The 25,658-nt window shown below is 57.2% G+C and carries 24 protein-coding genes, 5 tRNA genes and 1 pseudogene; 13 read left to right on the forward strand and 17 right to left on the reverse strand.

The window, feature by feature from the left end; translation table 11 throughout:
• The first annotated feature begins 1 nt into the window (after position 1).
• Positions 2–784, forward strand: a complete 783-nt coding sequence (locus GYN01_RS06150; protein ID WP_203306734.1) for a TatD family hydrolase — start codon at positions 2–4, stop codon at positions 782–784.
• Positions 785–983: 199 nt separating this feature from the next.
• Here the strand turns inward: GYN01_RS06150 and ampE are convergent, their stop codons facing one another.
• From ampE to GYN01_RS06165, 4 genes and pseudogenes are all read right to left on the reverse strand, one after another.
• Positions 984–1,820 (reverse strand): regulatory signaling modulator protein AmpE, encoded by an 837-nt coding sequence (gene ampE, locus GYN01_RS06155; protein WP_048362493.1) that lies wholly within the window; start codon positions 1,818–1,820, stop codon positions 984–986.
• Positions 1,817–2,380, reverse strand: a complete 564-nt coding sequence (ampD, locus tag GYN01_RS06160; protein WP_048362492.1) for a 1,6-anhydro-N-acetylmuramyl-L-alanine amidase AmpD — start codon at positions 2,378–2,380, stop codon at positions 1,817–1,819. Before ampD ends, ampE begins: the two co-directional genes overlap by 4 nt.
• Before the next feature lie 93 nt (positions 2,381–2,473).
• Complete coding sequence (locus tag GYN01_RS22650; RefSeq protein WP_420850384.1) at positions 2,474–2,821, reverse strand: DUF1631 family protein; 348 nt, start codon at positions 2,819–2,821, stop codon at positions 2,474–2,476.
• A 3-nt stretch (positions 2,822–2,824) separates the two neighbouring features.
• Positions 2,825–3,964: pseudogene (locus tag GYN01_RS06165) on the reverse strand (DUF1631 family protein); the annotation flags it as partial.
• 351 nt (positions 3,965–4,315) lie between these two features.
• Between GYN01_RS06165 and nadC the strand changes: the two are divergent.
• The gene (nadC, locus tag GYN01_RS06170; protein WP_048363012.1) at positions 4,316–5,164 is read left to right on the forward strand and encodes a carboxylating nicotinate-nucleotide diphosphorylase; all 849 of its coding nucleotides are present in this window, start codon (positions 4,316–4,318) and stop codon (positions 5,162–5,164) included.
• Positions 5,165–5,193: 29 nt separating this feature from the next.
• Here the strand turns inward: nadC and GYN01_RS06175 are convergent, their stop codons facing one another.
• The 4 genes from GYN01_RS06175 to GYN01_RS06190 all read right to left on the reverse strand — a co-directional run bounded on the left by GYN01_RS06175 (position 5,194) and on the right by GYN01_RS06190 (position 9,425).
• Entirely contained in the window at positions 5,194–5,691 is a 498-nt protein-coding gene (locus tag GYN01_RS06175; protein WP_048401345.1) for a methylated-DNA--[protein]-cysteine S-methyltransferase, read from the reverse strand.
• A 2-nt stretch (positions 5,692–5,693) separates the two neighbouring features.
• Positions 5,694–7,184, reverse strand: coding sequence for a DNA-3-methyladenine glycosylase 2 (locus tag GYN01_RS06180; RefSeq protein ID WP_203306736.1), 1,491 nt, complete (start codon positions 7,182–7,184; stop codon positions 5,694–5,696).
• A 67-nt stretch (positions 7,185–7,251) separates the two neighbouring features.
• Entirely contained in the window at positions 7,252–8,184 is a 933-nt protein-coding gene (locus GYN01_RS06185; RefSeq protein ID WP_203306737.1) for a DMT family transporter, read from the reverse strand.
• Positions 8,185–8,195: 11 nt separating this feature from the next.
• On the reverse strand, positions 8,196–9,425 hold the full coding sequence (locus GYN01_RS06190) for a tetratricopeptide repeat protein (RefSeq protein ID WP_048401352.1): 1,230 nt from the start codon (positions 9,423–9,425) through the stop codon (positions 8,196–8,198).
• A gap of 166 nt (positions 9,426–9,591) precedes the next feature.
• On the opposite strand from GYN01_RS06190, the gene GYN01_RS06195 reads away from it, so the two are divergent.
• Positions 9,592–10,473, forward strand: a complete 882-nt coding sequence (locus tag GYN01_RS06195; RefSeq protein WP_048401354.1) for a LysR family transcriptional regulator — start codon at positions 9,592–9,594, stop codon at positions 10,471–10,473.
• 68 nt (positions 10,474–10,541) lie between these two features.
• Here GYN01_RS06195 and GYN01_RS06200 read toward each other — a convergent pair.
• Together GYN01_RS06200 and GYN01_RS06205 are read right to left on the reverse strand one after the other, a co-directional pair.
• Positions 10,542–10,617: transfer RNA gene (locus GYN01_RS06200), tRNA-Thr, on the reverse strand.
• A gap of 46 nt (positions 10,618–10,663) precedes the next feature.
• The gene (locus GYN01_RS06205; RefSeq protein ID WP_048362485.1) at positions 10,664–11,071 is read right to left on the reverse strand and encodes a pilin; all 408 of its coding nucleotides are present in this window, start codon (positions 11,069–11,071) and stop codon (positions 10,664–10,666) included.
• A 221-nt stretch (positions 11,072–11,292) separates the two neighbouring features.
• Between GYN01_RS06205 and GYN01_RS06210 the strand changes: the two genes are divergently transcribed.
• Genes GYN01_RS06210 through yacG form a run of 4 tightly spaced genes read left to right on the forward strand, consistent with a single transcriptional unit; the run spans position 11,293 to position 14,198 of the window.
• Positions 11,293–12,510, forward strand: a complete 1,218-nt coding sequence (locus GYN01_RS06210; protein WP_203306738.1) for a type II secretion system F family protein — start codon at positions 11,293–11,295, stop codon at positions 12,508–12,510.
• 2 nt (positions 12,511–12,512) lie between these two features.
• Positions 12,513–13,373 carry a prepilin peptidase gene (locus GYN01_RS06215; protein ID WP_275296407.1) on the forward strand — a complete coding sequence of 287 codons (861 nt, stop codon included), beginning with the start codon at positions 12,513–12,515 and terminating at the stop codon, positions 13,371–13,373.
• A gap of 1 nt (position 13,374) precedes the next feature.
• On the forward strand, positions 13,375–13,998 hold the full coding sequence (gene coaE / locus GYN01_RS06220) for a dephospho-CoA kinase (protein WP_048362482.1): 624 nt from the start codon (positions 13,375–13,377) through the stop codon (positions 13,996–13,998).
• The gene (gene yacG / locus GYN01_RS06225; RefSeq protein ID WP_048362481.1) at positions 13,995–14,198 is read left to right on the forward strand and encodes a DNA gyrase inhibitor YacG; all 204 of its coding nucleotides are present in this window, start codon (positions 13,995–13,997) and stop codon (positions 14,196–14,198) included. The genes coaE and yacG overlap by 4 nt, the downstream gene beginning before the upstream one ends.
• A gap of 96 nt (positions 14,199–14,294) precedes the next feature.
• Here the strand turns inward: yacG and GYN01_RS06230 are convergent, their stop codons facing one another.
• Positions 14,295–14,981 (reverse strand): energy-coupling factor ABC transporter permease, encoded by a 687-nt coding sequence (locus GYN01_RS06230; RefSeq protein ID WP_048362480.1) that lies wholly within the window; start codon positions 14,979–14,981, stop codon positions 14,295–14,297.
• 131 nt (positions 14,982–15,112) lie between these two features.
• On the opposite strand from GYN01_RS06230, the gene GYN01_RS06235 reads away from it, so the two are divergent.
• The 4 genes from GYN01_RS06235 to GYN01_RS06250 all read left to right on the forward strand — a co-directional run bounded on the left by GYN01_RS06235 (position 15,113) and on the right by GYN01_RS06250 (position 17,863).
• Positions 15,113–15,742, forward strand: a complete 630-nt coding sequence (locus GYN01_RS06235; RefSeq protein WP_048362479.1) for a DUF1780 domain-containing protein — start codon at positions 15,113–15,115, stop codon at positions 15,740–15,742.
• On the forward strand, positions 15,739–16,266 hold the full coding sequence (locus tag GYN01_RS06240; protein ID WP_048362478.1) for an MOSC domain-containing protein: 528 nt from the start codon (positions 15,739–15,741) through the stop codon (positions 16,264–16,266). The genes GYN01_RS06235 and GYN01_RS06240 overlap by 4 nt, the downstream gene beginning before the upstream one ends.
• 55 nt (positions 16,267–16,321) lie before the next feature.
• Complete coding sequence (locus GYN01_RS06245) at positions 16,322–16,495, forward strand: DUF3094 family protein (RefSeq protein WP_048362477.1); 174 nt, start codon at positions 16,322–16,324, stop codon at positions 16,493–16,495.
• Between the two features lie 66 nt (positions 16,496–16,561).
• Entirely contained in the window at positions 16,562–17,863 is a 1,302-nt protein-coding gene (locus GYN01_RS06250; protein ID WP_203306740.1) for an NAD(P)/FAD-dependent oxidoreductase, read from the forward strand.
• A 79-nt stretch (positions 17,864–17,942) separates the two neighbouring features.
• Here GYN01_RS06250 and gad read toward each other — a convergent pair whose 3' ends face one another.
• On the reverse strand, positions 17,943–19,340 hold the full coding sequence (gene gad, locus GYN01_RS06255; RefSeq protein WP_203306741.1) for a glutamate decarboxylase: 1,398 nt from the start codon (positions 19,338–19,340) through the stop codon (positions 17,943–17,945).
• A gap of 168 nt (positions 19,341–19,508) precedes the next feature.
• Between gad and glsA the strand changes: the two genes are divergently transcribed.
• The gene (glsA, locus tag GYN01_RS06260; RefSeq protein WP_048401360.1) at positions 19,509–20,453 is read left to right on the forward strand and encodes a glutaminase A; all 945 of its coding nucleotides are present in this window, start codon (positions 19,509–19,511) and stop codon (positions 20,451–20,453) included.
• A gap of 24 nt (positions 20,454–20,477) precedes the next feature.
• Positions 20,478–22,007: an amino acid permease gene (locus GYN01_RS06265; RefSeq protein WP_048362473.1), complete on the forward strand. Its 1,530-nt coding sequence runs from the start codon at positions 20,478–20,480 to the stop codon at positions 22,005–22,007.
• Between the two features lie 286 nt (positions 22,008–22,293).
• Here the strand turns inward: GYN01_RS06265 and GYN01_RS06270 are convergent.
• The 5 genes from GYN01_RS06270 to clpB all read right to left on the reverse strand — a co-directional run bounded on the left by GYN01_RS06270 (position 22,294) and on the right by clpB (position 25,582).
• A tRNA-Pro gene (locus GYN01_RS06270) sits at positions 22,294–22,370 on the reverse strand.
• Positions 22,371–22,464: 94 nt separating this feature from the next.
• Positions 22,465–22,540 (reverse strand) — tRNA-Lys (locus tag GYN01_RS06275).
• A gap of 5 nt (positions 22,541–22,545) precedes the next feature.
• Positions 22,546–22,622 (reverse strand) — tRNA-Pro (locus tag GYN01_RS06280).
• A 9-nt stretch (positions 22,623–22,631) separates the two neighbouring features.
• A tRNA-Asn gene (locus tag GYN01_RS06285) sits at positions 22,632–22,707 on the reverse strand.
• Between the two features lie 310 nt (positions 22,708–23,017).
• The gene (gene clpB / locus GYN01_RS06290) at positions 23,018–25,582 is read right to left on the reverse strand and encodes an ATP-dependent chaperone ClpB (protein WP_048362472.1); all 2,565 of its coding nucleotides are present in this window, start codon (positions 25,580–25,582) and stop codon (positions 23,018–23,020) included.
• Positions 25,583–25,658: the final 76 nt, after the last annotated feature.

Here is a 25,658-nt window from a genome sequence, read left to right on the forward strand (position 1 = left end):
CATGCAACTGATCGACACCCACACCCACCTCGACTTCCCCGACTTTGACGCCGACCGTACGCGGCTGCTGGCGCGCAGTCGGGCATTGGGGGTGGAGCGCATGGTGGTGCTGGGGGTCGATCAGCGTCACTGGCAACGGGTGTGGGACCTGGTGCAAACCGACCCTCATTTGTATGCCGCGTTTGGCTTGCACCCGGTGTATCTGTATGAGCATCGCCCTGAGCACCTCACTGAGCTGAGGGCATGGCTGACCCGGCTGGACGGGCATGCGCAGCTGTGTGCGGTGGGTGAAATCGGCCTCGATTACTTTCTCCCGCAACTGGACCGCGACGCTCAACAGCGGTTGTTTGAAGGTCAATTGCAGTTGGCCGCAGACTTTAATCTGCCGGCACTGCTGCACGTGCGCCGCAGCCATGCGCAGGTAATTGCCACACTCAAGCGTTTCAAGCTCAAGCGCGGCGGGATCATTCATGCGTTTGCGGGCAGCCGCGAGGAAGCGCGCGAATACATCAAGCTGGGTTTCAAGCTGGGCGTGGGCGGTGCCGCAACCTGGCCGCAAGCGTTACGCTTGCGCAAAGTGCTGGCTGATTTGCCGCTGGACGCCCTCGTGCTCGAAACCGACGCGCCCGACATGGCGCCAGCCATGTTCCCCCACCAGCGCAACAGCCCGCTGCATCTGCCCAACATTTGCCAGGCACTGGCCGAGGTGTTGAACATCAGCCCCGAGCAATTGGCCGACGCCACCACGGCCAATGCGTGCGCGCTGTTTAACTGGGCACGATAAGCCGCTAAAGACCGCAATCACGACCGCTGCGCGCCCGGACGCAGCCTCGCATTACTCGTCAGCGGCGACAGGGCCATGATCGAGGTTCTCATAGCAGTTGCCGAAGACGACGTCCAATTGCGCAGCGATCGTAAACCCGGTGAATGTGGTGCCTCTGAAGCGCCACGTTGACGGGTTTAGCGAGCGCTGGGCCTGTGTCTTAAAGTAGCAACGTCCACACGGCAAAACCGGCGTACCACACCACGGCAGCACGCAGCAGCAGTTCCCACAAGGCATCAAGGCTGGAAACGCCTTCCGGGCCGGTCTGCGGTGGCGCAAGTTCAGCCGCCGCACACCCGACTTTATTGATCAACTGTTCTGCACTGATTTCCCAGCTCAGCAGTTCGTGCAACATCACGCGGCTGACCGCGGCGAAGTTGCCGACCAATGCAAAACTGGCCGCCAGCAATCGCACCGGCAGCCAGTCAAACGCATGACGCATTTGTTGAGCGTGCTCGACCAGTTCGGGGTTCTTGCCGTGCTCGACCGCCAGCGCCAGCAAGCGATAACTGAGCGCCGCCACCGGCCCCAACAGGAAGTACCAGAAAATCACCGCAAAAAAGCTTTGGTAGGCTTGCCACAGCAAGTGCGCCTGAACGTGTTCCAGCAGTTGCTCACCATTCTCGGCCCGCACGCTAATGTCACGTTCGGCCACATGGGCAGCTGCTTGCAGATCACCCCGACGCCAGGCATCACGAAATGGCCCCAGATCTGCCAGCAAGTCACCCCGGCCCAAGCTGAAGATCAACACCACCAGATGCACCGGTAACGCCAGCAGGCCATAAGCCACCGGGTCGAGCACCACCAGCAACAACCCCAGTAACATGACCGGCAGCAGAATCAGGATGATCAACACCCACCACGGGTTTTTCGCCAGTTTGGGCGAGGCTTCGAGCTTGTTCAGCTCGCGTACCCAGCCGCCGTCGCATTGAAGGCGCTGGCGCAAGGCCGAGAATTTTTCGACCAGAATCGCCAGCAGTAGCACCACAAAACTCATTGATTGTCTCCTCTGTGCTGCAACGCGCTGCGATAGCGCGTCCAGTCGAAATGGGGGCCTGGATCTGTCTTGCGCCCCGGTGCCACGTCACTGTGGCCACATATTCGTTGAAGGGTAATGTCGCCATAGTGGGTTTGCAGCTCCCGCGTCAGAGCAATCAGCGCCTGATACTGGGCGTCGCAGAACGGCTGATCATCGGTGCCTTCAAGTTCGATGCCTATCGAAAAATCGTTACAAGTCTCGCGGCCCTCGAAACTGGAAATACCCGCATGCCAGGCACGGTCCAGACACGAGACAAACTGCGTAACCTGACCGTCGCGCTCAATCAGAAAATGCGCACTGACTCGCAGCTCCTTGATGGTTTCAAAAAAAGGATGCTCATCGGGGTCCAGTTGATTTTGGAAAAACGTCTGGACTTGACCGGTGGCAAACTGCCCCGGCGGCAAGCTGATGTTGTGGATAACCAACAAGGAGATTTCGCCGCGCGGGCGTTCATTGAAGTTGGGCGACGGGCAATGGCGCACGTCATGGCACCAACCGCTCGTGGGGTCCAGCTGCATACAGACTCCTTCAACGTGCAAAACCAAAGGCGCAGTATGCCGCGATGTGCAGCTCAATTGGCAGCTATCTGTGACGCCAAAGCCGCAGGCCAGTCACTGCGCGTTACGTTGGTACAAGCTACCAATCACCGACTCCAGCGCCCGGTCGAACAGTAAACGGTCATCCAGTAGCAATACTTTGCCATTGCGCAGTTGAGCGATCAGGTCGGTGCGGCTTTGCTCCAGCACTTTCATGCCCGTGCGGTTGACGAAAATATGCTTGCCGCCCGGCTCCAGAATGGCGATCAGCTTGCATCGCAGGCGAAACTCTTCGTCTTCCTGTAACTCAATCCAGGTGCCCAGGCGCAGTTGGCTGACCAGCAATAAACCCAAGTGGTCCTGCTCATCCACTGCGGGTGGCGCATGCGCAGCCCGCTCACTCGCCTTGAGTGGATGTTTCAGACGCGCCTGCTCTGCCTCGCGAGTGCGTTGCTCGAGCAGTTCGATGCGACAACGCTCACCGTGGGTAAAGACCAAAAACTCATGCAGCAGGGCTTCGAGCAGCGTGCGATTGTCGCCCGCGTACGTCGCCAATTGTTGCACCACACATTCAATCTGTCGGAACAACGGATCGCTGCTCTCATCCGTGCTGACGTCCCAGCCGATGGCCGCCGCCGCAATCACGTTCAAGAGGCGTCGGGCGGGGTGGGTGTCACAGCTGAAAAAGTTTTGATCGCGTTGCGCGATCTTCAGCATCGGCTCCTGCAACTGGGCAATCAGCGATTTCAGCGCAGGCGGCACATTGCGATCTTTGGCGATGTACTCAAACAGCAACCCGACCAGGTTGCTCGCCTCCTCAGCCACGGCCGCCGTTTCTGTGCCCCTTGCTTTATCCCCGCAGCAGCCATCGTTCTCGCTCAGCGTTGGCAATACACCGGTGGCAATCAGTAATTGGTTGGCATCGGCGTACAACTGCGTGGTGTGGCTGAGCAGGTACTTTTCGAACAGTTGCAACATGATCAGCTTGACCTTGATGTCCATGCCCTGATCACGCTCAGCCAGCAAAAAATATTCGCACAACATGCCCGGCCCCAACGGGTTGTTGTGATCATCCAGCGGCGTGCAACTGAGCGTTGCGAGACGTGTGGTCAATTGGCACAGCGCCAACTGGTCGCGCGTCATGACGTGGCCCACCATCGCATTGATCACTTGAGCGCGCTCAAGGTCATGGGTCATCAGCGAAAAAGACCCGCCTGCGGGGGCTGCACCCTGCAACGTGCGCTCGCTGGGGTCGGCGAGCGCCAACTGACTGAAAGCGTCAAAAAACCGGTCAAGAAAGCCGCGCTCGATGTATTTACGCTTGAGCCTGACGTCGCGCATGGCTTCAAAAAACAAGCTTTGTTCGACGTCACTCCGGGCTTTATCCGCCATCTCGAACAGCGTTTCATCGGCACTGTCAAACAGCACTTGCAACCCGTTTTTGAGCTGCTGCGCGGCTTTATCGTGAACCTGCAACAAAATGACAGGCAGGCGCGCAAGTGGCGAACGCATCGCCAGCTCTGCCGTGGCCCAGTGGGCAGGTCCCACTTTCCCGTCATTTTGCATCCAAGCCTCCTGGAACGGTGTTCGCTTGCGAATGACGCACAGGTGGCACAGGCCACTTTTGACGCTCGCAAACAGAAACCGGCCAGTGCATATCGCACTCGCCGGTGTATCTGAATTAGGACTTTAATGGCATGTCAAAGCTATGACGCCAATTACAAGGCGCTGATTATCTTGCAAAAGGCGAGCCTTGTGCTACTAAACAGCGCGATTCATTTACTGAACGGTCAAATAAATGCCGGGATGCGGCCCAAACAACACAGTTACAGGCATTTGCCTACGGCGCAGCCGCGCGCCTTGGGTTCGCTCCCGGCATGGCCCTATAATCGGCGCACTTTGTTTGTGGAGCTGGTTATGCCGAATTTACATCTGGCCGATCTCACCGCCGAGATTGAAGCCAACGTACGCCGTGCGCTTGCCGAAGACATTGGCAGCGGCGACATCACTGCACGGTTGATCCCGGCAGAACGCCTGGCCAAGGCCACGATCATTACGCGCGACAACGCTGTGATCAGCGGCACCGCATGGGTGGACGCGGTTTTTCGCCAACTGGACCCGCGCGTCGCCGTGCATTGGCAGGTGGCCGATGGCGAGCGCGTCAGCCCCAATCAAGTGTTGTTTCACCTTGAGGGCCCTGCCCGCTCGCTGCTCAGTGGTGAGCGCAGTGCGCTGAACTTTCTGCAAATGTTGTCGGGGGTTGCGACCCATGCCCAACAGTTGGCGGACCAGGTCGCGCAGACGCAAGTCAAGTTGCTGGACACCCGCAAAACCCTGCCGGGCTTGCGCCTGGCGCAAAAGTACGCCGTCACCTGTGGGGGCTGTCATAACCACCGCATTGGTTTGTACGACGCGTTTTTGATCAAGGAAAACCACATCGCAGCCTGCGGCGGCATCGCCCAGGCGATCAGCGCTGCGCATAAAATCGCGCCGGGCAAACCGGTAGAGATCGAAGTCGAAAGCCTGGCAGAACTCAAAGAAGCGCTGGCGGCAGGTGCAGACATCATCATGCTCGACGAACTGAGCATGGATGACATGCGTGAAGCCGTGCGTCTGAATGCGGGTAAAGCCAAGCTGGAAGCCAGCGGCGGTATCAACGAAAGCACGCTGCTGCCTATCGCACAAACGGGCGTGGACTACATTTCGATTGGCGCCATGACCAAAGACGTAAAGGCTGTGGATTTGTCGATGCGCCTGAGTTTGTAAGCGCCACGCTCTTAACCCGGTGCCGGGTGTCAGGACAGCACAAAACCTCGACACTTGGCTTCATGCGCCAGCAACCATTGCTTGGCTGCCAGACCACCGGCAAAGCCGGTCAACGTGCCATTGCTGCCGATTACCCGGTGGCACGGGATGATGATCGGGATCGGGTTGCGCCCATTGGCGGCCCCCACAGCCCGTGATGCGGTCGGGCGCTGGATCTGCTGCGACAGTTGGCCATAACTGGTGGTCACGGCATAGGGGATGGTGGTCAGCGCCCGCCATACCGTTTGCTGAAACTCGGTGCCCCCGGGTTTAAGCGGTACATCAAAGGTGTATCGCTCGCCCGCAAAGTACGCCTCTAGCTGGCGTATGACCTCAGCCAGTTTTTGCGGCGCATGCAGCCAACTGTCTTGAGCGGTATGTGCTCTGCGCTCGCATTCAAATCGAACCTCACGCAAGCCTTCGTCGTCGGCCACCAAAAACAGTGGACCAATCGGCGATGGCATCTGCGCGTAGTAAATCTGAGACATGGTCAAATCCTCTTGAGCGCAGCGGCATCGGTGGCTGCGCGCCATAAATACAGGACGCTGTAGGCGCGCCACGGGCGCCAGCTCTCGGCCAGCGTTTGCATCGCTTTTGTGCTCAGCGGCGGGCCATCAGGGTTGGCCTCGCGCCGCAGGATCAAGTCTGCGGCCGGGAAGGCATCCGGGTGTTTGAGGACGCGCATGGCAATGTAATGCGCGGTCCATTCGCCGATCCCCGGCAGTTGTACCCAACGCTGAACAAAGGTGTCGAGCGCTTGCTCCGTGCCAAAATCAACCCGCCCTTCAATCAACGCCTGAGCAATGCCGTGAAGGGTATTGATACGTGCCTGGGTGATGCCCATTTGGTCCAGGTTAGCGGCTGCCAATTGCTGAGCGTCGGGGAACAAGCGATCCAGCCCCGATGTACCCGGCACTTCAATCGGTGTGCCATAGCGCTGCACGATGCGGCTGGCCAGGGTGCGCGCCGCTGCCACACTCACTTGCTGGCCTAACACCGCACGCACAGCCACTTCGAAACCATCCCAGCCCCCCGGTAAACGCAAGCCCGGATAGCGCTCGATCAGGGGCGCCAACTGGGGGCTGACACCCAGGGTATGGGCGATGGCCTGCGGATCGGCGTCCAGATCGAACATACGCCGAATGCGTGTCACCACAGTGAGCATGTGTGCCGGGGCAACGTTCAACAGCTCCAATTGCAGGGCGTGTTGCCCCGCGGGCCACGCGCTAACCCGCAGCCAGCCGGGCGATTGCGCACGGCCAAACACCCGCTGATAACTGAACGCGTCAACCTGTTCGATACCGGGCAAGGCGCGCTGTTGTAAAAATCCGAGTACAGCATTGAAGTCGTAGGGCGGGCGGTAACCCAAGCGCAGGACCAGTGCAGTGCCAGCGCGTGTTTTTGGACTGCGCCTGAAGGCCCGTGGTTCGGCATGGTTGGCTTCGGCAAACGCTGAATTGAAGCGCCTGACACTGCCAAAACCCGACGCCAACGCCACTTCAGTGATCGATAAATGCGTTTCTGTCAGCAGTTGCTTGGCAAACAACAGGCGTTGAGTGGCGTGCACGGCCATCGGCGGTGCCCCCAAATACTTAACAAACACGCGTCGTAACTGACGCGCCCCCACATTCAGGCGCAGGGCCAACGCCTCAAGCGAGTTATCCGCCAAAAAACCTTCGTTGATCACCTTCAAGGCCCGCGTCACTAAATGCTCACCCTGCAACCACAGCTGATTACCGGGTGCCAGCTCGGGCCGACAGCGCAAGCAAGGGCGAAACCCCTGTGCTTGTGCCGCCGCCGCGCTGGGGTAATACACAACGTTCGACGCTTTGGGCGCGCGCGCCGGGCATACCGGGCGGCAATAGATTCGCGTGGTCAGGACGGCAGTAAAAAACACCCCGTCAAAGCGCGCATCACGGCTCAGCCGTGCGATTTCGCACGCGGCAATAGAAGGAGTGAGTGAGGCGTCGTGTGTGTTCATGGCCCGCACAATAGCACCGGGCTTTTAACGGTTCTCGCCATTTTCGGACGTCAATGTTGACCATTGATCAGGTTATTTTGGCCTTACGATTGCACAGCACGATGCCACTGATGGCCAGCAGACCGCCCAACAACATGGGCATGCTCAGGCGCTCCCCCAAAATCAGCATCCCCAGCACCACCGCCGACAATGGATTGAGGGCAATAAACACCCCGGATTGGGTTACACCGATTTTCTGGATGCCATCGTAATACCAGATATAAGCCAGCGCCGACCCCAGCACACCGAGGTATATCAGGCTCAGCCACTGGGTGCTGTTGACGGCGGCCAGCGCGTGGGCGCTCAACTCACCCTGCGCCAGTGCCGCTGCCAGCAACATCAGGGTGCCCGCGAGCACGGAATAGGTCACGGTGTGCAGCGGACCGATATCCCTGACCAGGCCCCGGGCAAAAACGCTGTAAATCACCCAGCTCATGACGCACCCCAAAATCAACAGGTCACCGCGCCAGGCACCCGCCACCACTGAGGTCAACGACACCGTATTTTTGCTGACGATGACGGTCATCGCGCCAATGATGCACAGCGCGATGCCCGCCACGTTGATTCGGCTCAGGCGCTCACGCCCGAAAGCAAACGCCGTCAGCGCAATCAGCGCCGGATTCAGCGCCACGATCAAAGACGCGCGGGATGAGCTGATGTAGTGCAACCCATAAAAGAAAAACAAGTTGTAGGCAAACACCCCAAAAAAGCCGAGCAGCACCAGTTGCAGGGCTTGCGATGCTGTCACCTGGCGCACCAATTGGCCCTTGAGGCTCAACACCAATAACAGCGTCAGGCTCGCCAGCACGAAACGCACGCTGGCCGACAGCAGTGGCGCCACATCCGCGGACAAATAACGCCCGGCCACGAAAGTGCCGCCCCACAAACACGACACGGCAACCAGCTTGGCATACACCGTATACCCGGTGTGTAACGGCGCACATGCGACAGCATTGTTCATCAGGGTTTGGCCTATAGCGCGTTGACGAGCCGTGCTCGGGGTTGATGCGAGGGCATCATTTTTTGGGCCATGTTCATGGTTTTCATCAACAGTTCGCGCTGTGCCCGGCTGCCGCCCAGACGCAACCACACTGACTGCGAGGCGGCCAGGATTTGATAGCACTCGGCGTAGGCACCCCGGGCAAAAAACGCGATGGCATTGAGCACGTCGACACCCACTTGCTGGGTCGCAGGTTCGATGCCGAAACCGTCACTTTCCGCGATCAACTTATCAATCAATAACGGCCGATCAGCGGCGGCAAATGCAAACGCGGCATGCATGTTGTGAAAGTGCGATGTGGAGGTGCCAATGCTGCCAGACCACAAAATCGACAAGTCTTGCCACAACTCATCGAATTGACGGTCTTCCAGGTTTTGCAACTTCAGGCGCCATAAAAAACCGACCGCATCGAGGTCTTGTTTGGCATAGCGAAAATCCTTGAGCGCGTAGAATTCTCGGAACGTGGCCGTTGAACGTTCGTACTGACTGCTCATCAAATAGGCAATCGCCAGATGCCAATAAATATGCATGCGCATGCCTGGATTGAAAGCCCAATTGTCTTTGCAGCCCTCAAGGAACTCGCACAGCGCTGCCCATTGCTGTTGTTCGTGCAGGGCATGCACCACACCGTGAATGGCGTAAATGTTATCGGGCCGTTGCGCCACGGCTTGTAGCCCCAGCACCCGCGCCTGTTCGAACTCTGACCGTTCGCACAACACAAACGACTTGATCCCCAAATAGAACGAAGACAGTGGGTGCGTCGCGTCGACACAGGGGTCGCAGATGTCAAACACATCGACCAGGTCGCAGGTCTTGCCGGTGCAAAAATCCAGCATATGCACAAAAAACACCGTCAGCACATCGCCGGGATACTCATGCAAGTGCGCTATAAACAGTGCACGCGCGCCGCTGTAGTCAAAGTCGACCCAGCAGCGAAATGCAGCCACCACCTGTACCAGTTCAGGGCAAGCAACGGGTGCCTCGGGCAGTCTCTGCAAGTGCATCTTGAAGCGATAAAACTCTTTGAGTTCGCAGCCGGCAATAGCATCAAACCCGACCAGCAACGGGTGCAACACCTGTTGCGCCGCCGTGCGAGGGACCGCATCGGGCGGTAGCCCCTTTAACGACAAAAAATGCGTATTAACGTCAGGCCAGAGACGACAGCAGCCGTCTGCGCGCGAAGCATATTCACTGTTGCTCATGCGTAAATAGTCCGGTTATCCAGAATAATGTTTTACGAATCCCTTCAAGCGTCAGGGTCAGTCACCTTTCCTGCACCGCTGTATTCCGGTATGTCCGGTTGCACGCCTATACTCGCGCAGAAGCTAGCTCATACGGAAATTAGCAAAAGCTCATGAGACACCCACGATGACCCTCACCCAACTTGAAGTGTTTGCCCGAGTTGCCGAACTGCGCGGCTTCACGCTGGCGGCCACGCGACTCCATATCAGCCAGTCGGCCGTCTCCCATGCGATCAAAGCGCTGGAGCAGGAAATGGGCGTCGAGCTGATTCATCGTCATCAAGCAGCCATCGAACTGACGGACATCGGCGCACAGTTGTTACTGCGGGCAAGGGAGATTCTCGGTCTTGCAGAAACCATGCGTCAGGAAGCAGCCGATGCCCGTGGCATGAAGCGCGGCACACTGCGCATCGGCTCTTTTGGGCCATCGTCGTCGATGAGATTGTTGCCGCGCATTCTGGAGCGCTATCGCCAGCGCTATCCCAATATTGAGATCCGCATCGATGAAGGCACCGATCAGGAGGTCGTGAGCTGGCTTCAAGAGCGGCGAGTAGATGTCGGATTTGTGGTGCTACCCGAAGACAAGCTCGACACTTTCACCCTGTGTGAGGACCAGATGGTAGCGATTTTGCCCGCCAACCATGCCCTGGCCACAGCCTCCAGCGTGAGCCTTGAAGCCTTGTGCCGCGAACCGTTCATCATGACCGAGGCCGGGTCCGGGCCATTGCTGGAACGGTTGTTCTCTGCGCAAAAACGAGTGCCCAACGTACTGCATCGCAGCGCGCAGTTGATCAGCACCCTGGCGATGGTCGAGATGGGCTACGGCGTCAGCATACTGGCCGAACAGGCCCTGCCGGAGCGCCCTTTACGACAGGCTGGCAGCTACGTCACAAAACCGCTGGACCCGCCGGTCAAACGCAGCGTGGGCCTGGCGGTACTGAATGAAGGACACGCCTCCCCGGCGACCAAGGCCTTTATCGAAATTGCCACAGGTTTGCAGCAAAGGTGAACAGCCCGTCACCAGCATCAGAGGCACCATAAAAAACGCCCTGAACACAGGCAGGGCGTTTATTTAAATGGTGCCGGAGACAGGAATCGAACCTGCGACCTTCGCGTTACGAGTGCGCTGCTCTACCGACTGAGCTACACCGGCGGTGCCTGCAAAACTAACACCGCTCGCACCACCGGGCAATTCGTGGCTATTTGCAGGCACCGCTGGCCAGGCACGTACCGCTTTGCGTCCACACCAGCGCATTACCCGCGCTGCTCAAGGCCGGAACCATCACACTGGTCCAGCCACCCGCCGCTTTGGTGCCGGTCATGGTGATCACGCCGTCGATAACGGTCATACCCGCGGCCAGATTGTCGGTCGCGTCAGCCGGGCCAGGAATGCCGTGGGTGCCGGCGTCGCACGCCGCCAGATCGTTGGTTTCGCTGTAGCACAAGGCGACGGCCGTCTTATAGGTGTTGCTGAGGGTGTTCACTTCGGCAAACCGCGCCTTCATGGTGTGGTCGTTGTAAGCCGGTAAAGCGAAAGAAGCGATCAGACCAATGATCGCGACCACGATCATCAGCTCAATCAAGGTAATGCCCTGTTGTTGTTTCATGTGTGGCCTCCAAAAATAAGACGCGGCTCAGCGAATATGGGCCAATGCCCATGCTGAGCTGGCAAAAAGTGCGCACAGGCTATCAAGGATCGTTGTCAGAAGCTTCTGAACAACCGCGTTCGACACCTTTAGGCATACTCCTGTCGGCACGTCGCTTTTAGCCTGTCTAGGCTTGGACCTACACAACGCGGCTTATCGCGCTGCATTTCAAGGACGAATGCATGTCAACGCTGGCAATCAATACCCACCTGTATCGCTGGGAGGGCACAGACGTAAACGGTGAGCGACGCCAGGGCGAAATCAGGGCTAACAGCCTCGCAATGATCCGCGCCCAACTGCGGCGCCAAGGTGTCAACGCAGCTAAAGTTCGACGCCTGGGCAACGCTCAGTCATTCATAAATCGCGCCGTAAATTCGTCAGACATCACGCTCTTCAGCCGCCAATTGGCAACGCTGATCAACGCTGGAATACCGCTGCTGCAAGCGCTGGAGGTCATCGCCAAAGGTTTCGAACAACCGGCCACCCGTCAACTGGTGACCGATCTCACACTCGACATCGCCGCAGGCACCAGCCTGAGTGCCGCACTGCGTAAAAAACCGGCCCACTTCGATGCCATGTTTTGCCATCTGGTGGAAGCCGGGGAACAGGCAGGCGCTCTGGATGTGTTGCTGCAACGCATCGCCAGCGACCGGGAAAAGCGTGAGGCGCTGGCACAAAAAATCAAAAAGGCCATGACCTATCCCATCGCCATATTGCTGGTAGCGCTACTGGTAAGCGCCATTCTGTTGATCAAAGTGGTGCCGCAGTTTCAGAGCATATTTGCATCGTTCAATGCACAGTTGCCCGCCTTCACCCTGTGGGTTATCGGCGTGTCGCAAGCGCTACAAGACCATGGCGTCTGGTTATTAATCGCGACAGCGGGCGCACTGGGCACTCTTCGTCATTGCTATAAGCACTCGCCATCTTGGCGCCAGCGCCTGGACGGCTGGCTGCTGAAGCTGCCCGTGCTGGGGCACCTGCAACATATCTCGGCGATTGCCCGGTTTTCCCGCACGTTGTCCACCACCCTGGCGGCGGGTGTACCTTTGCTTGAGGCACTGGATTCAGTGGCAGGGGCTACCGGTAATTGCGTGATCAAAGAGGCCGTACTGCGGCTCAAATATCAGGTCGCCACAGGCACACAGATCCATGTGGCCATGAGCAATACTCGCGTCTTTCCAGGCATGGCGATTCAAATGACAGCCATAGGCGAAGAATCTGGCACATTGGACGGCATGCTCAATCATGTAGCGACCTATTATGAGAGCGAGGTCGATCACCTCGTCGACACCCTGACAACGTTAATGGAGCCCTCAATCATGGTGGTATTGGGTGTCGTGGTGGGCGGTCTGGTGATCGCCATGTATTTACCGATTTTTACCTTGGGCCAAGTGATTTGAGCATGATCGATTTCTTTAGCCGTCATCCTGATGCCTTTGTCGCGTGCGTTTTAGTGCTCGGTCTGCTGGTCGGCAGCTTTATAAATGTACTGGTCTGGCGCCTGCCCAAGATGCTTGAGCACGATTGGCAAACCCAGGCGCGCGAACTGCTCGAGCAGCCCGCGCCAGCCAAGAATCCGACCTATAACCTGCTTTTACCCGCGTCTCACTGCCCACAGTGCCAGCATCGCTTAAAGGCATGGGAAAACATCCCGCTGCTCAGTTATGGGCTGCTGGGCGGCAAATGCTCACACTGCAAAAAAACCATCAGCCCGCGCTATCCCCTGACCGAACTGGCCTGTGCACTCATCTGCGCTTTCATCGCCTGGCACCTGGGGATCAACGCGCAAACCGGCTGGGTGCTGTTATTGACATGGGGGCTGATCGCCATTTGCCTCATAGATGCCAAACACCGCATCGTGCCCGATGTGATCGTGCTGCCGCTGCTATGGCTGGGCTTGCTGCTCAACACGTTCGAGATGTTCACCACGCTATCGCTGGCGGTCTGGGGCGCCGCCATCGGCTATATGAGCTTGTGGGTGGTTTTCTGGCTGTTCAAACTGATCACCGGCAAGGACGGCATGGGGCATGGCGACTTCAAACTACTGGCCTTGTTTGGCGCGTGGGGCGGCGTAGCCGTATTGCCGCTGACCCTTTTGCTCTCGTCACTGGTCGCCGCGGCTGTTGGCCTGGGGTTGATGGGCTTGCGCCGTGCTCATAGGGCAACGGCTATCCCTTTTGCGCCGTATCTGGCGATTGCCGGGTGGATTGCATTGCTCTGGGGTGGTCAAATGAGCGCTTTCTATTGGCAACTTGCGACCTGACATGAATACCGCCTCTTCGAAACCCTGGATTCTTGGCCTGACCGGCGGGATTGGCAGTGGTAAAAGTGCCGCTGCTGAGCACTTTGCTGCGCTCGGCGTTCATGTGGTGGACGCCGATCACGCCGCGCGCTGGGTGGTTGAACCGGGGCGTGCGGCCTTGGCAAAAATAGTTGAGCATTTCGGCGCTGACGTGCTGCAGGCTGATGGCCAACTTAACCGTGGTGCCTTGCGCAGCCTGATTTTTGCCGACCCGCAGCAACGCCTTTGGCTGGAGTCGCTGTTGCACCCGCTGATTCGTGAAGAGATCGCACTCAACCTGGCCAAGGCGCAGTCACCGTATGCGATTTTGGTATCGCCACTGTTGGTCGAGTCCGGGCAGCACGCCACAACACAGCGGGTGCTGGTGATCGATGCGCCGCAAGCGCTGCAAATCCAGCGCACGCTATTACGTGACAACACCAGCGAAGAGCAAATTCAGGCCATCCTCAAAGCCCAAGCCAGCCGCGAAGAACGCTTGAGTTTTGCCGATGATGTGCTGGTCAACGACAAAGACCTGAAGGCGCTACACACCCAAGTCGAGCGCCTGCATCAAACTTATTTAACCCTGAGTGGAGGCCAATCATGACCAAACCGATGACCGTAGACTGCCCAACCTGCGGCACTGCCGTGCAATGGAACGCTGCCAACGCCTTCAGGCCTTTCTGCTCTGACCGTTGCAAACTGATCGACCTGGGCGCCTGGGCCAGCGAAGAACACAAAATCCCGGTCAGCCCGGATGCGGAAGATGACATGTTTTCGCAAGATCTGGAGCCGCGCACTCACTGATCCATACCCCCTTCATCACCGTAGTTGTTACCAAAGGCTGCGAGCTTTTCCAGATAAATGTCAAAAGCTCGCAGCCTCCGGCAGCGACTACGGGACTTACGAGGGACCATCGTCCTTCCAAGGCGCCGCCAGGTAGCGGGTTCGATTGAATGTTTCCAGCCACTCAGGGCAAAACACCACCAGCGCCGTGACCAACATCCCGTTGATGAACGCTTCCGGGAAGATGATCAGCCACAAATAACCGATAAAGTCTTCCAGCCACTCGGGCATTACAAACAACCCGTCCAGCCACAACACCCCCAACCCCACCAGCAAACACAGCAGCGCCGCCAAGGCCGCAGCAAAAAAACCGGAACAAAAGATATACACAAACGGATTGCGTGGTTGCGCACGCTCAACCAGACGAGCACAGGTTTCAGTCACCGCGATCGGCAAGACAATCAGCAACACCCCATTGAGGCCCATTGCGGCCAGATCCTGTCGCCCCAACAACACCAACCCTGTTTGCGCCATCAGCGCGCCGACTATCGCCAACGGCCAATCCAGCAGCAACGTAACGACGGTCAGCCCAATGAAGTGATAGGACACTCCGGTGTCAAAGTCGCGCCGCACCAGCCACAACAAAAACAGGGCAAACACAGTACCAAACAGCAAATGCTGACGCCGGGTGTCGCTAAATAGTTCTACCCACGGCGCTCGCGCCACTGCCCACAGCACAACGGGCACATACAACAGCCAACCGATCACCATCGTTTGGGCAGATAACACCTCGGCGGCAATCATACGCGTGCCCCCCACTTAACCTTGCTCAAGCACACCGCTCAATCCTCCCTGTTTAAAGCCTGTGTGGATAATACGGCTCAGTCTACACCGCGCACTTGGAGTCACACGCGTTTGGAGGCTAAGCTGCGCGCATGGATGACTCTGATTATTTACGCCTGTTAACCATTCAGGCGGAGCAAGCCAATGCCTTTTTGTCCAATGCCCGCAAATGGGAGCGTGAGCGTTGGGTCTGCCAGCGCCTGCTACAAGGCTTGAATATTGGCTATCACACACAAGACTTCACCCAGCCCGATCACGAGCCACCGGACGTTTTGTTTCGCGATGCGCGGTTTGAGGTGTTCTTTGTCCTTGATGAAGGCCGGCGCCTGAGCGATGAATGGCGCGACGAGCTGCAACGTCGTCGCAACGCTTACTCATTGAGCCAATTGGTACGCCGCGAAGCCCGGCCCAAACGCATACCCGCCAGCAAGTTGCTGCAACGGCTCGGCCCCACACTGCACAAAAAGGCCACCAATTACCGCGAGCGCGATATCGACTTGGGGCAGTTGGACATCATTGCGTTTTCCAGCCTCAAACGTGAGGTGCTGGACCTCAACAGCCACTTCCCGCCGCCCACCGAATATTTGCGCATGGGGTGGCGCTCGCTGTCGCTGGTGGGGCCAACGTTCGCCAGGGTGCTGTTTGCGCAACCGGATGCGCCAGACTTCCTGCGCAGTAATTTGGGGCGCAGCATTATTTTTGATGTCGGAATCAGTCTGTGAGCCCATTACAAGAACTGATCGCCCACGTCCCGCAAACGGGGCGCGTGCGCTGGATCGGCGTGCGCCCCGCCTCGCGCGCCGACCTGTTGGAGCTTGGCGCGGTAGAAGCACGCCGCGAAGCCGGATTGACTGGCGATCATGCGCGCCCCGGTGCACGCAATGCGCGACAAGTCACGTTGATTCAATGGGAGCACTTGGCGGTGATTAATTCGCTGCTGGGCCGACCTGCTGACAACCCCGTGTTACCTCAAGATTTGCGACGCAACATTGTGGTCAGCGGTATCAATTTGTTCAGCCTCAAAGGGCGGCGCTTCAGCATTGGCGGGGCGATGTTTGAGACCACGGGCTGGTGCCAACCGTGCGCGCGACTTGAACAGCGGCTGGGCGCTGGCACGTTTCAAGCCGTGCGCGGCCACGGAGGGATTACGGCCAGGGTTATAGAAAGTGGAATCATTCGTCTAGACGACGAACTGCGGGTCGAGCCTTTAGGCCCCAGCGGCTATGCTTCTTTTCATCCCGGCTGAATCAAAGCTGTAGCTTTTACACATCCCGCAACGTCTATCTGACGAGGCAAATGCTATGTCCAGTCGCTTGAACCCAGATGACCAACAACGTGTCGAAGAGTATCTGAAACTGCCACAGCATCAGGTTGAGCGCCGGCCCTTCAGGCCGTGGCTGCTCCTTGGGGTGGTACTGATCGTGGTCATCAGCATGGGCTTTTTGAGCCGCCTCCTGAGTTATTTGGCGCTATGAGCTGCATGGCGCTCGCCCAACTGACTCCAGCACAGAATTGTTTTTCAAGCCTTGAGAGTGATACCTATGACCCATCGTATTGTGATTGTCGGCGGCGGCGCCGGCGGCCTGGAGTTGGCGACCCGCCTGGGCAAAACTCTGGGTAAACGCGGCAAAGCCCGCGTTACGCTGGTCGACGCCAACCTGACCCACATCTGGAAACCCTTGCTGCATGAAGTCGCTGCGGGGTCGCTGAACTCCTCCGAAGATGAACTCAACTACGTCGCTCAAGCCAAATGGAACCATTTCGAGTTTCAGCTGGGGCGCATGAGTGGTTTGGATCGCGAGGCGAAAAAGATCTCATTGTCGGCAACCCTCGATGAAAACGGCGAAGAACTGGTCCCCGCACGCGAGCTGAGCTATGACACGCTGGTGATTGCGGTGGGCAGTACCACCAACGATTTCGGCACCTTGGGCGCCGCTGAGCATTGCCTGTTTTTGGATACGCGCAAACAAGCCGAAAAATTCCATCAACAGTTGCTTAACCATTACCTGCGCGCACACGCAGGCCAAACCGACGCCATTGAAAACATCAGCGTTGCCATCGTGGGTGCGGGCGCTACCGGCGTTGAATTGGCGGCCGAGTTGCACAATGCCGCACACGAGCTGGCGGCTTATGGGCTGGACCGAATCAAACCCGAAAACATGCACATCACCGTGATCGAAGCCGGGCCGCGGGTATTGCCCGCGCTGCCGGAGCGCATCGGCGGGCCTGTGCACAAGACGCTGGAAAAACTCGGGGTCACGGTGCTGACCAACTCAGCCGTGAGCGAAGTGACGGCCGATAGCCTGATCACCAAAGACGGCCAGGTCATTCCTGCAAGCCTGAAGGTATGGGCCGCCGGCATTCGTGCACCGGGCTTTTTGAAAGACATTGCCGGGCTGGAAACCAACCGCATCAACCAATTGGTGGTGCGCCCGACCCTGCAAACCACCCGCGATGACAATATTTTCGCCTTTGGTGACTGCGCGGCATGCCCGCAACCCGGCACAGACCGGATGGTGCCGCCTCGCGCTCAAGCGGCGCACCAACAAGCATCGCTGCTGGCTAAATCGTTGAAATTGCGACTGGAAGGCAAATCCAGCCTGCCGGATTACCACTACCGCGATTACGGCTCGCTGATTTCGCTGTCGAGCTTTTCGGCTGTGGGTAACTTGATGGGCAGCTTGATGGGCACTGTCATGCTCGAAGGCTGGCTGGCACGGATGTTCTATATCTCGCTGTATCGCATGCACCAAATGGCGCTGTACGGCACCTTCCGCACCTTGATGCTGATGCTGGGTAGCCGAATCGGGCGCGGCACCGAACCGCGCCTGAAACTGCATTAATGCTAAATCTGTAGTCGCTGCCGGAGGCTGCGAAGGTTAAAAACTCGCAGCCTTTGCCAGCGACTACAGTGCAGAGGTATTAACGCCCTGCGTGATTGCCCGCTTCAGCTTCACGGCCTTTAAAGCCGTGAGGCTGATGCTCCTCAAAGAATTTAATGTCCCGCTCAAAGTCCGCCAGCAACAGCTTGGCCATGTCGATTGACAAGCCCTGACGCACCAAAATCCTTTGCACGACTACATTTTCAACGTTTGCCGGCAGGCTATAGGCCGGGACGAGCCATCCGCGTATGCGCAAACGGTCTGCCAAGTCGTACAGCGAAAAATTGGCGTTAGCGCCCTGCTTCAGTCGCCAGGTCAACGCCGGAATCCCCAACTGCGGATCACCGTTATAGAGCATTTCAAACGGCCCGATTTTGACCAGTTCGCGCGCTAAAAACTGCGCAGTTTCGTAGCACGCCGAGTGAATGCGCTCATACCCTTCACGGCCTAAACGCAAAAAGTTGTAGTACTGCGCAATGATCTGCCCCGCCGGACGCGAAAAGTTCAGAGCGAATGTCGGCATGTCTCCGCCCAGATAATTCACATGAAAAATCAGACCCTCAGGTAAGTCCTGCGCATCGCGCCATACCACCCAGCCTGCACCCAGCGGAGCCAAACCGAACTTATGCCCTGAGGTGCTGATGGACTTGACCCGCGACAGGCGGAAGTCCCACTCAATGTCCGGCGCGCAGAACGGGGCCAGCATTGCGCCACTTGCCCCGTCGACGTGAATTGCCACGTTCAGACCGTTGCGCTTTTCAAGATCATCCAGCGCATCAGAAAGCGGCTTCACCGTTTCATACAGGCCCGTAAAGGTTTGGCCAAAGGTCGGGACCACCACGATGGTGTTTTCATCGACTCGTTCGAGCATGTCTTGCGGGGTCATGAACCATTGCCCTTCTGACATGGGCACTTCGCGAATTTCAACGTCCCAATAACGCGCAAATTTATGCCAGCACACTTGAACCGGTCCGCAGACCATGTTCGGTGTGGTGGTCGGTTTGCCTGCGGTTTTGCGGGCTGCACGCCAACGCCACAGGGCGGCCAGGCCACCGAGCATGCACGCTTCGCTGGAACCTACCGTGGACGTGCCGATGGTGGTCGCGGCAGCAGGCGAATGCCATAAGTCGGCAAGCATGTGGATACAACGACTTTCAAGCTCGGCGGACTGCGGGTACTCGTCCTTGTCGATCATGTTCTTGTCGATCGACAGGTCCATGAGTTTGTGAACTTCGTCTTCTTCCCAGGTCTGGCAGAAAGTCGCGAGGTTCTGGCGAGCGTTACCGTCCAGGTACAACTCGTCATGAACCAATTGGTAAACCTCACGCGCAGATTGCTCTGCCTCGGGGAACAATTTGGTTGCTGCGGCATGGGCCAGTGCCGATGAGCCAAAAACGGGGTCGGTGTCGCGATGACGTTTGATTCGGTGCAGCGCCATGTGAACTCTCCTTGTGTAATCGACAGTGGCTGGGCCGACCTCCTCTCACTGGCTCAGCGTTGGGCTAACAGCATAGACAAGCATTTCGGCTTTGCCCTGCCTGCGGGCATGCCCCCGAATTCCGTCCTATAGTTCCTCGCGACCCATCGTCCGCACGGAGCGAGCGCAATGAAAATACAACCCACCACGGTTGACGATTCAGTGACTCACGCACTGCAAACAGCCCATCAACGCTTTGCCAGCAACCACCACGGTAAAAATGCCAGCTACATCCCGTACCTGGCTTCAGTCCCGGCCAACCTGTTCGGCATCAGCATCATGTTTTGTGATGGCACCCATGCCGAGGTCGGTGACACCGATTACGCCTTTGCCATCGAGTCGATTTCCAAGGTATTTACCCTGGCCCATGTACTGGATGACATTGGGCCGCAGACCTTGCGCAGCAAGATTGGCTGTGACCCCACGGGCGAACCTTTCAACTCGGTGGTAGCGCTGGAGCTGCATAAGGGGCGACCGCTCAACCCATTCGTCAACGCCGGGGCAATGGCCACAGTGAGCCTGCTCAAGGCACAGACGGCAAAAGAGCGCTGGGAGAAAATTCACGCGACCTACAACGCGTTTGCCGGACACGAACTGGCGGTAAACGAAGAGGTGTATACGTCCGAAGCGTCGAGCAATCAGCACAACCGGGGGATTGCCTGGCTGCTTCAGAGCTACGGCTACATGCATGCCGATCCGATGCAAGTGTGCGACGTATATACGCGTCAATGCTCAGTGGCGATCACCTGCCGCGATTTGGTGACGATGGGCGTAACGCTTGCCAATGGCGGGGTTAACCCGATGACGCAACAACGCGTGGTCGAGGCCAAAAACGTTGCCCCCATACTGGCCGAAATGACCTTGAATGGCCTGTATGACACCACGGGCGACTGGTATTACAAAGTCGGCCTGCCTGGCAAAAGCGGGGTGGGCGGCGGGATTCTGGCCGTGGTGCCGGGTGTCTGTGCAATCGCGGCGTTTGCGCCACCACTGGATGTAGCGGGCAACAGCGTGCGCGGCCAACTGGCCGCCGAGCACCTCAGCCGCACGCTCAATTTGAGCCTGCTGGATTAATCACGCGACATGGAGGGTGACGTTATGGCGACCACCAGCAAGGCTAAAACTTACATCTCATGGCTGACGATCTGCTTCATGATGGTCGCCGCAGTTGCCAGTATCCGTTCACTGCCGAGCATGGCGGTGTATGGCCTGGGTTCGGTTTTTTTGTACATCATCCCGGCGCTGTTGTTCTTCATCCCCGTATCGCTGGTCGCCTCTGAACTGGGCACGGGCTGGAACGGCGGAATTTATGGCTGGGTACGCCAGGCATATGGCGATAGGCCCGGCTTTTTCATCATGTGGTTCATGTGGATTCAAGTGGTGGTGTGGTATCCCATCGTGCTGGGGTTCGGCGCGAGCACCATGGCCTATCTCATTAATCCTGAGTTGGCCAAAAGTGGCGTTTTTACCGCCACGGTGATCATCGTGCTGTATTGGATGTCGACGTTTATCACGCTAAACGGTATGACCACGCTGTCCAAGCTGACGTCGTGGTTCATGCTACTGGGTACTGCACTCCCCGCCGCGTTGCTGGTGATATTAGGCGTTGCGTGGTTGGTATTGGGGCATAAATCGGCGACCCCACTGACCTGGGATGCCTTGATCCCTACCATTTTTGACACCCACCAAACCGTGAAGTCCGGTGCGCATAATTTGCACGGCGATCTGTGGCGCGAGTTCACCGGTTCCATCTCGGGGCTTGTGTTGATTGTGGGTAACTTTCTGGCATTTGCCGGTATCGAAATGAACGCCATTCACGCCCGCGAGCTGCGTAATCCGCAAAAAGAAATGCCGCGGGCTATCTTGCTAGCGTTTGTGTTGATCATGCTGGTGTTTATCCCGCCTACCGTGGCGATTTCACTGGTCGTGCCCGCCGATTCAACCAGCCTCACCGCTGGTGTGATTCAAGCGTATGCCGCGTTCTTCGAGGGCTTTGGCATGCCGTGGGCAACCAAAATCATGGCTGTATTGTTGATTATTGGTGCTTTGGGTGGCGTGTTGGCCTGGACAGGCGGACCGTCGACAGGCCTGTTATTTGTCGGTAAAGCGGGGATGCTGCCGCCCAGCCTGCAAAAAGTGAACGCGAAGGGGGTACAAAAAAATATTTTGTATCTGCAAGCGGTCATCGTGACCTTGCTGTCGACCATTTACATCTTTATCGACAACGTGTCCGACGCGTTTTGGATGATCAGCGCCATGGCGGCACTGATGTATCTGATTATTTATGTGTTTATGTTTTTGGCGGCCATGAAGCTACGTAAAACTCAACCTACGGTTAAACGCGGCTTTGTCCTCAAAGGACTGCATGGCTGGTGTTACTTGGGGCTGTTCTCGACGTGCGTGGCACTGATCTTTGGGTTTATTCCGCCCAACAACTTCAGCCATATGCCGTTTTTCGAATATGCGGGGATCTTGCTAATTGGCCTGGTGATTGCTGGCGTGCCGCCTTTTATCTTCTATGCGGTGCGCAAACCGTCATGGCAGATGGTGCCGAAGGCGGAAGCCGATCAATATTCAGCTGCGTTGCAGGATCTTCAGGACGCGGATGATAAGGCGGCCAAAGCTTGAACCGTCGCAGGCACACCTGGCTCCCGTAGCAGTTGCCGCAGGCTACATGCGAATGCGCGGTGATTGTAAATCCTGAGTCCACGACCTTTTGAGCGGTCGCGACAGCTGATTTACAACCGCTGCGCTGCCAGACGTAGCCGCGCGGAACCCGTCAACGGCTACATGGCTTCAAATGACTTTTCTACAGGCATAAAAAAAGCGTCCCGCAGGACGCTTTTTTTAATGGCTTTTGACGCGATTGGCGTCAGAGCCTGATTTTCTACACCCATTACTGCCGGGCAGAAAATGGTCGGGGTAAGGGGATTCGAACTCCTGACATCCTGCTCCCAAAGCAGGCGCGCTACCGGACTGCGCTATACCCCGGTAAAAAAAAGGCACCTTCAAAGAGGCGCCTTCTACGATCAGTGCTTTTGGCCTCTGACCTTAAGATCTAACCCCAGTGAACTGGAGCCAAAAATGGTGGGTCGTGTGGGATTCGAACCTACGACCAATTGGTTAAAAGCCAACTGCTCTACCAACTGAGCTAACGACCCAAAAATGGTCGGGGTAAGGGGATTCGAACTCCTGACATCCTGCTCCCAAAGCAGGCGCGCTACCGGACTGCGCTATACCCCGGCTTGAAAATGGCTCCACGACCTGGACTCGAACCAGGGACCCAATGATTAACAGTCATTTGCTCTACCAACTGAGCTATCGCGGAACTACATATTTCAATCTACAACATTGTAACTCTTTGCAACTCTCGTTGACTTCAGCGTATCGCTACGTTGACGTCTCTGAGGCGGGCCATTCTACAACCTTTCAAACCCTTGTCAACCCTTATTTTTCGTTAGAAGACAATGTGTTAGCTCTTCTAGCGAGCATCTTGGTTTGGGCCAAGCTGCCGTTGCGGGTGACTTACTGCGGGGCGCATCTTACAAGTGTTTTCCTTACGGATCAACACCCTAACGAAAAAAACTAAAAAAAGGCCTCGCAGTGCGAGGCCTTCTTCAAAACACCGCTGTAGAGCGTTAGGCGAAGACGATTTCGTCGTCTTTCACCGTAGCCACGACCGTCGAGCCTGGCAGGAACTGACCGGACAGAATCAGTTGAGCCAGCGGGTTTTCGATCCAGCGCTGGATCGCACGTTTCAGAGGCCGTGCGCCATATACCGGGTCGTAACCTACCGCAATCAACTTGTCCAAAGCCTCCTGGCTCAATTCCAGCCTCAGGTCACGCTCAACCAGACGACTGCGCAGGCGACCCAACTGGATCTCCGCGATACCGGCGATCTGATCACGGGCAAGAGGCTCGAAGATCACCACTTCGTCGATCCGGTTCACAAACTCCGGCCGGAAGTGCGTACTCACCGCATCCATCACCGCCGCCCGTTGCGCTTCGCGATCACCGACCAGCTCCTGGATCTGTGCAGACCCCAGGTTGGAGGTCATCACGATCACCGTGTTGCGGAAATCGACTGTACGACCGTGACTGTCTGTCAGTCGACCGTCCTCAAGCACTTGCAGCAGCACGTTGAACACGTCCGGATGCGCCTTCTCGACTTCGTCCAGCAGAATCACCGAGTAAGGCTTGCGGCGCACAGCTTCGGTCAGGTAGCCACCCTCTTCGTAGCCCACATAGCCTGGTGGTGCACCAATCAGACGAGCCACGGAATGTTTCTCCATGAACTCGGACATGTCGATGCGCACCATCGCCTCTTCAGTATCAAAGAGGAACTCGGCCAGCGCCTTGCACAACTCGGTTTTACCGACACCGGTTGGGCCAAGGAACATAAACGAGCCGCTAGGACGGTTCGGGTCACTCAACCCTGCACGCGAACGACGTACCGCATTGGACACGGCTACAACCGCCTCGTCCTGACCAATCACACGTTGGTGCAGCAAGCTTTCCATCTTCATCAGCTTGTCGCGCTCGCCTTCGAGCATTTTGGACACGGGAATACCGGTCCATTTCGAGACGACTTCAGCGATTTCCTCTTCAGTCACTTTGCTACGCAACAACTGGTTCTCAGTTTTGCTGTGCTCGTCGACCATTTGCAGGCTGCGTTCCAGGTCAGGAATGATCCCGTACTGCAACTCGGCCATGCGGTTCAGGTTACCGCTGCGGCGTGCGACTTCCAGTTCCTGACGCGCTTGCTCGATCTTTTGCTGGATCTGGGCAGAGCCCTGCACTTCGGCTTTTTCCGAAGTCCAGATTTCTTCCAGGTCGGAATACTCACGCTCAAGGCGCTCGATTTCTTCCTGCAGTTTTTCGAGACGTTTTTTCGCTGCCTCGTCTTCTTCTTTCTTCAACGCCTGGGCTTCAACTTTCAGTTGAATCAGGCGGCGCTCCAAGCGGTCCAGCACTTCGGGCTTGGAGTCGATTTCCATACGAATACGGCTGGCCGCTTCGTCGATCAGATCAATCGCCTTGTCAGGCAACTGGCGATCGGTGATATAGCGATGGCTGAGTTTGGCCGCCGCAATGATCGCACCGTCCGTAATCGCAACCTTGTGGTGAACCTCATAACGCTCTTTCAGGCCACGCAGGATGGCGATGGTGTCTTCTTCGCTCGGCTCATCCACCAGTACTTTTTGGAAACGACGCTCAAGTGCTGCGTCTTTTTCAATGTATTGGCGGTACTCGTTGAGGGTGGTAGCACCCACGCAGTGCAATTCACCCCGAGCCAACGCAGGCTTGAGCATGTTGCCCGCGTCCATCGCGCCTTCGCCTTTACCGGCACCGACCATGACATGCAACTCGTCGATAAACAGGATGATTTGCCCTTCCTGTTTCGACAGCTCGTTGAGCAATGATTTCAGGCGCTCTTCGAACTCGCCACGGAACTTGGCACCCGCAATCAGCGCACCAATGTCCAGCGACAACAGGCGTTTGCCTTTCAAGCCGTCAGGCACTTCACCGTTGATGATCCGTTGAGCCAAACCTTCGGCGATGGCGGTTTTACCCACGCCAGGCTCACCGATCAGCACCGGGTTGTTTTTAGTCCGACGCTGCAACACTTGAATGGTGCGACGAATTTCATCGTCACGGCCAATCACCGGGTCGAGCTTGCCTTCTTCGGCACGCTTGGTCAGGTCGATGGTGTATTTATCCAGCGCCTGGCGCGACTCTTCAGCGTTCGGGTCATTGACAGCTTCGCCGCCGCGCAGGTTGTTGATGGCGTTTTCCAGGGCTTTTTTGCTCACGCCCTGCCCCAGCAACAGCTTGCCCAGCTTGCTGTTATCGTCCATCGCCGCCAGCAATACGATTTCGCTGGTGATGTACTGGTCGCCTTTCTGTTGCGCCAGACGGTCGGCCTGGTTCAGCAATCGTGCCAAATCCTGCGACATGTTTACGTCGCCGGTAGGATTCTGAATTTTTGGCAGTTGATCGAGCTCTTTGGTCAGCTCTTTACGCAGGCTGTTTACATCAAAACCGACTTGCATCAGCAAAGGCTTGATTGAGCCGCCCTGCTGTTCCAGCAATGCCTGCATCAAGTGCGCGGGCTCAATCGCCGGATGGTCATGGCCAACAGCCAATGACTGAGCATCGGACAACGCCAATTGCAACTTGCTGGTTAATCTATCTATACGCATTCGTCACCTTCCTTATGAGCAGGCCGGAGGGATGGAAACTCCTGAATGAAGAAACCTGCCAGATACCTTAGTAGAT

It is taken from the genome of Pseudomonas weihenstephanensis, from assembly GCF_016812185.1.
GTDB classification, from domain to species: domain Bacteria; phylum Pseudomonadota; class Gammaproteobacteria; order Pseudomonadales; family Pseudomonadaceae; genus Aquipseudomonas; species Aquipseudomonas weihenstephanensis.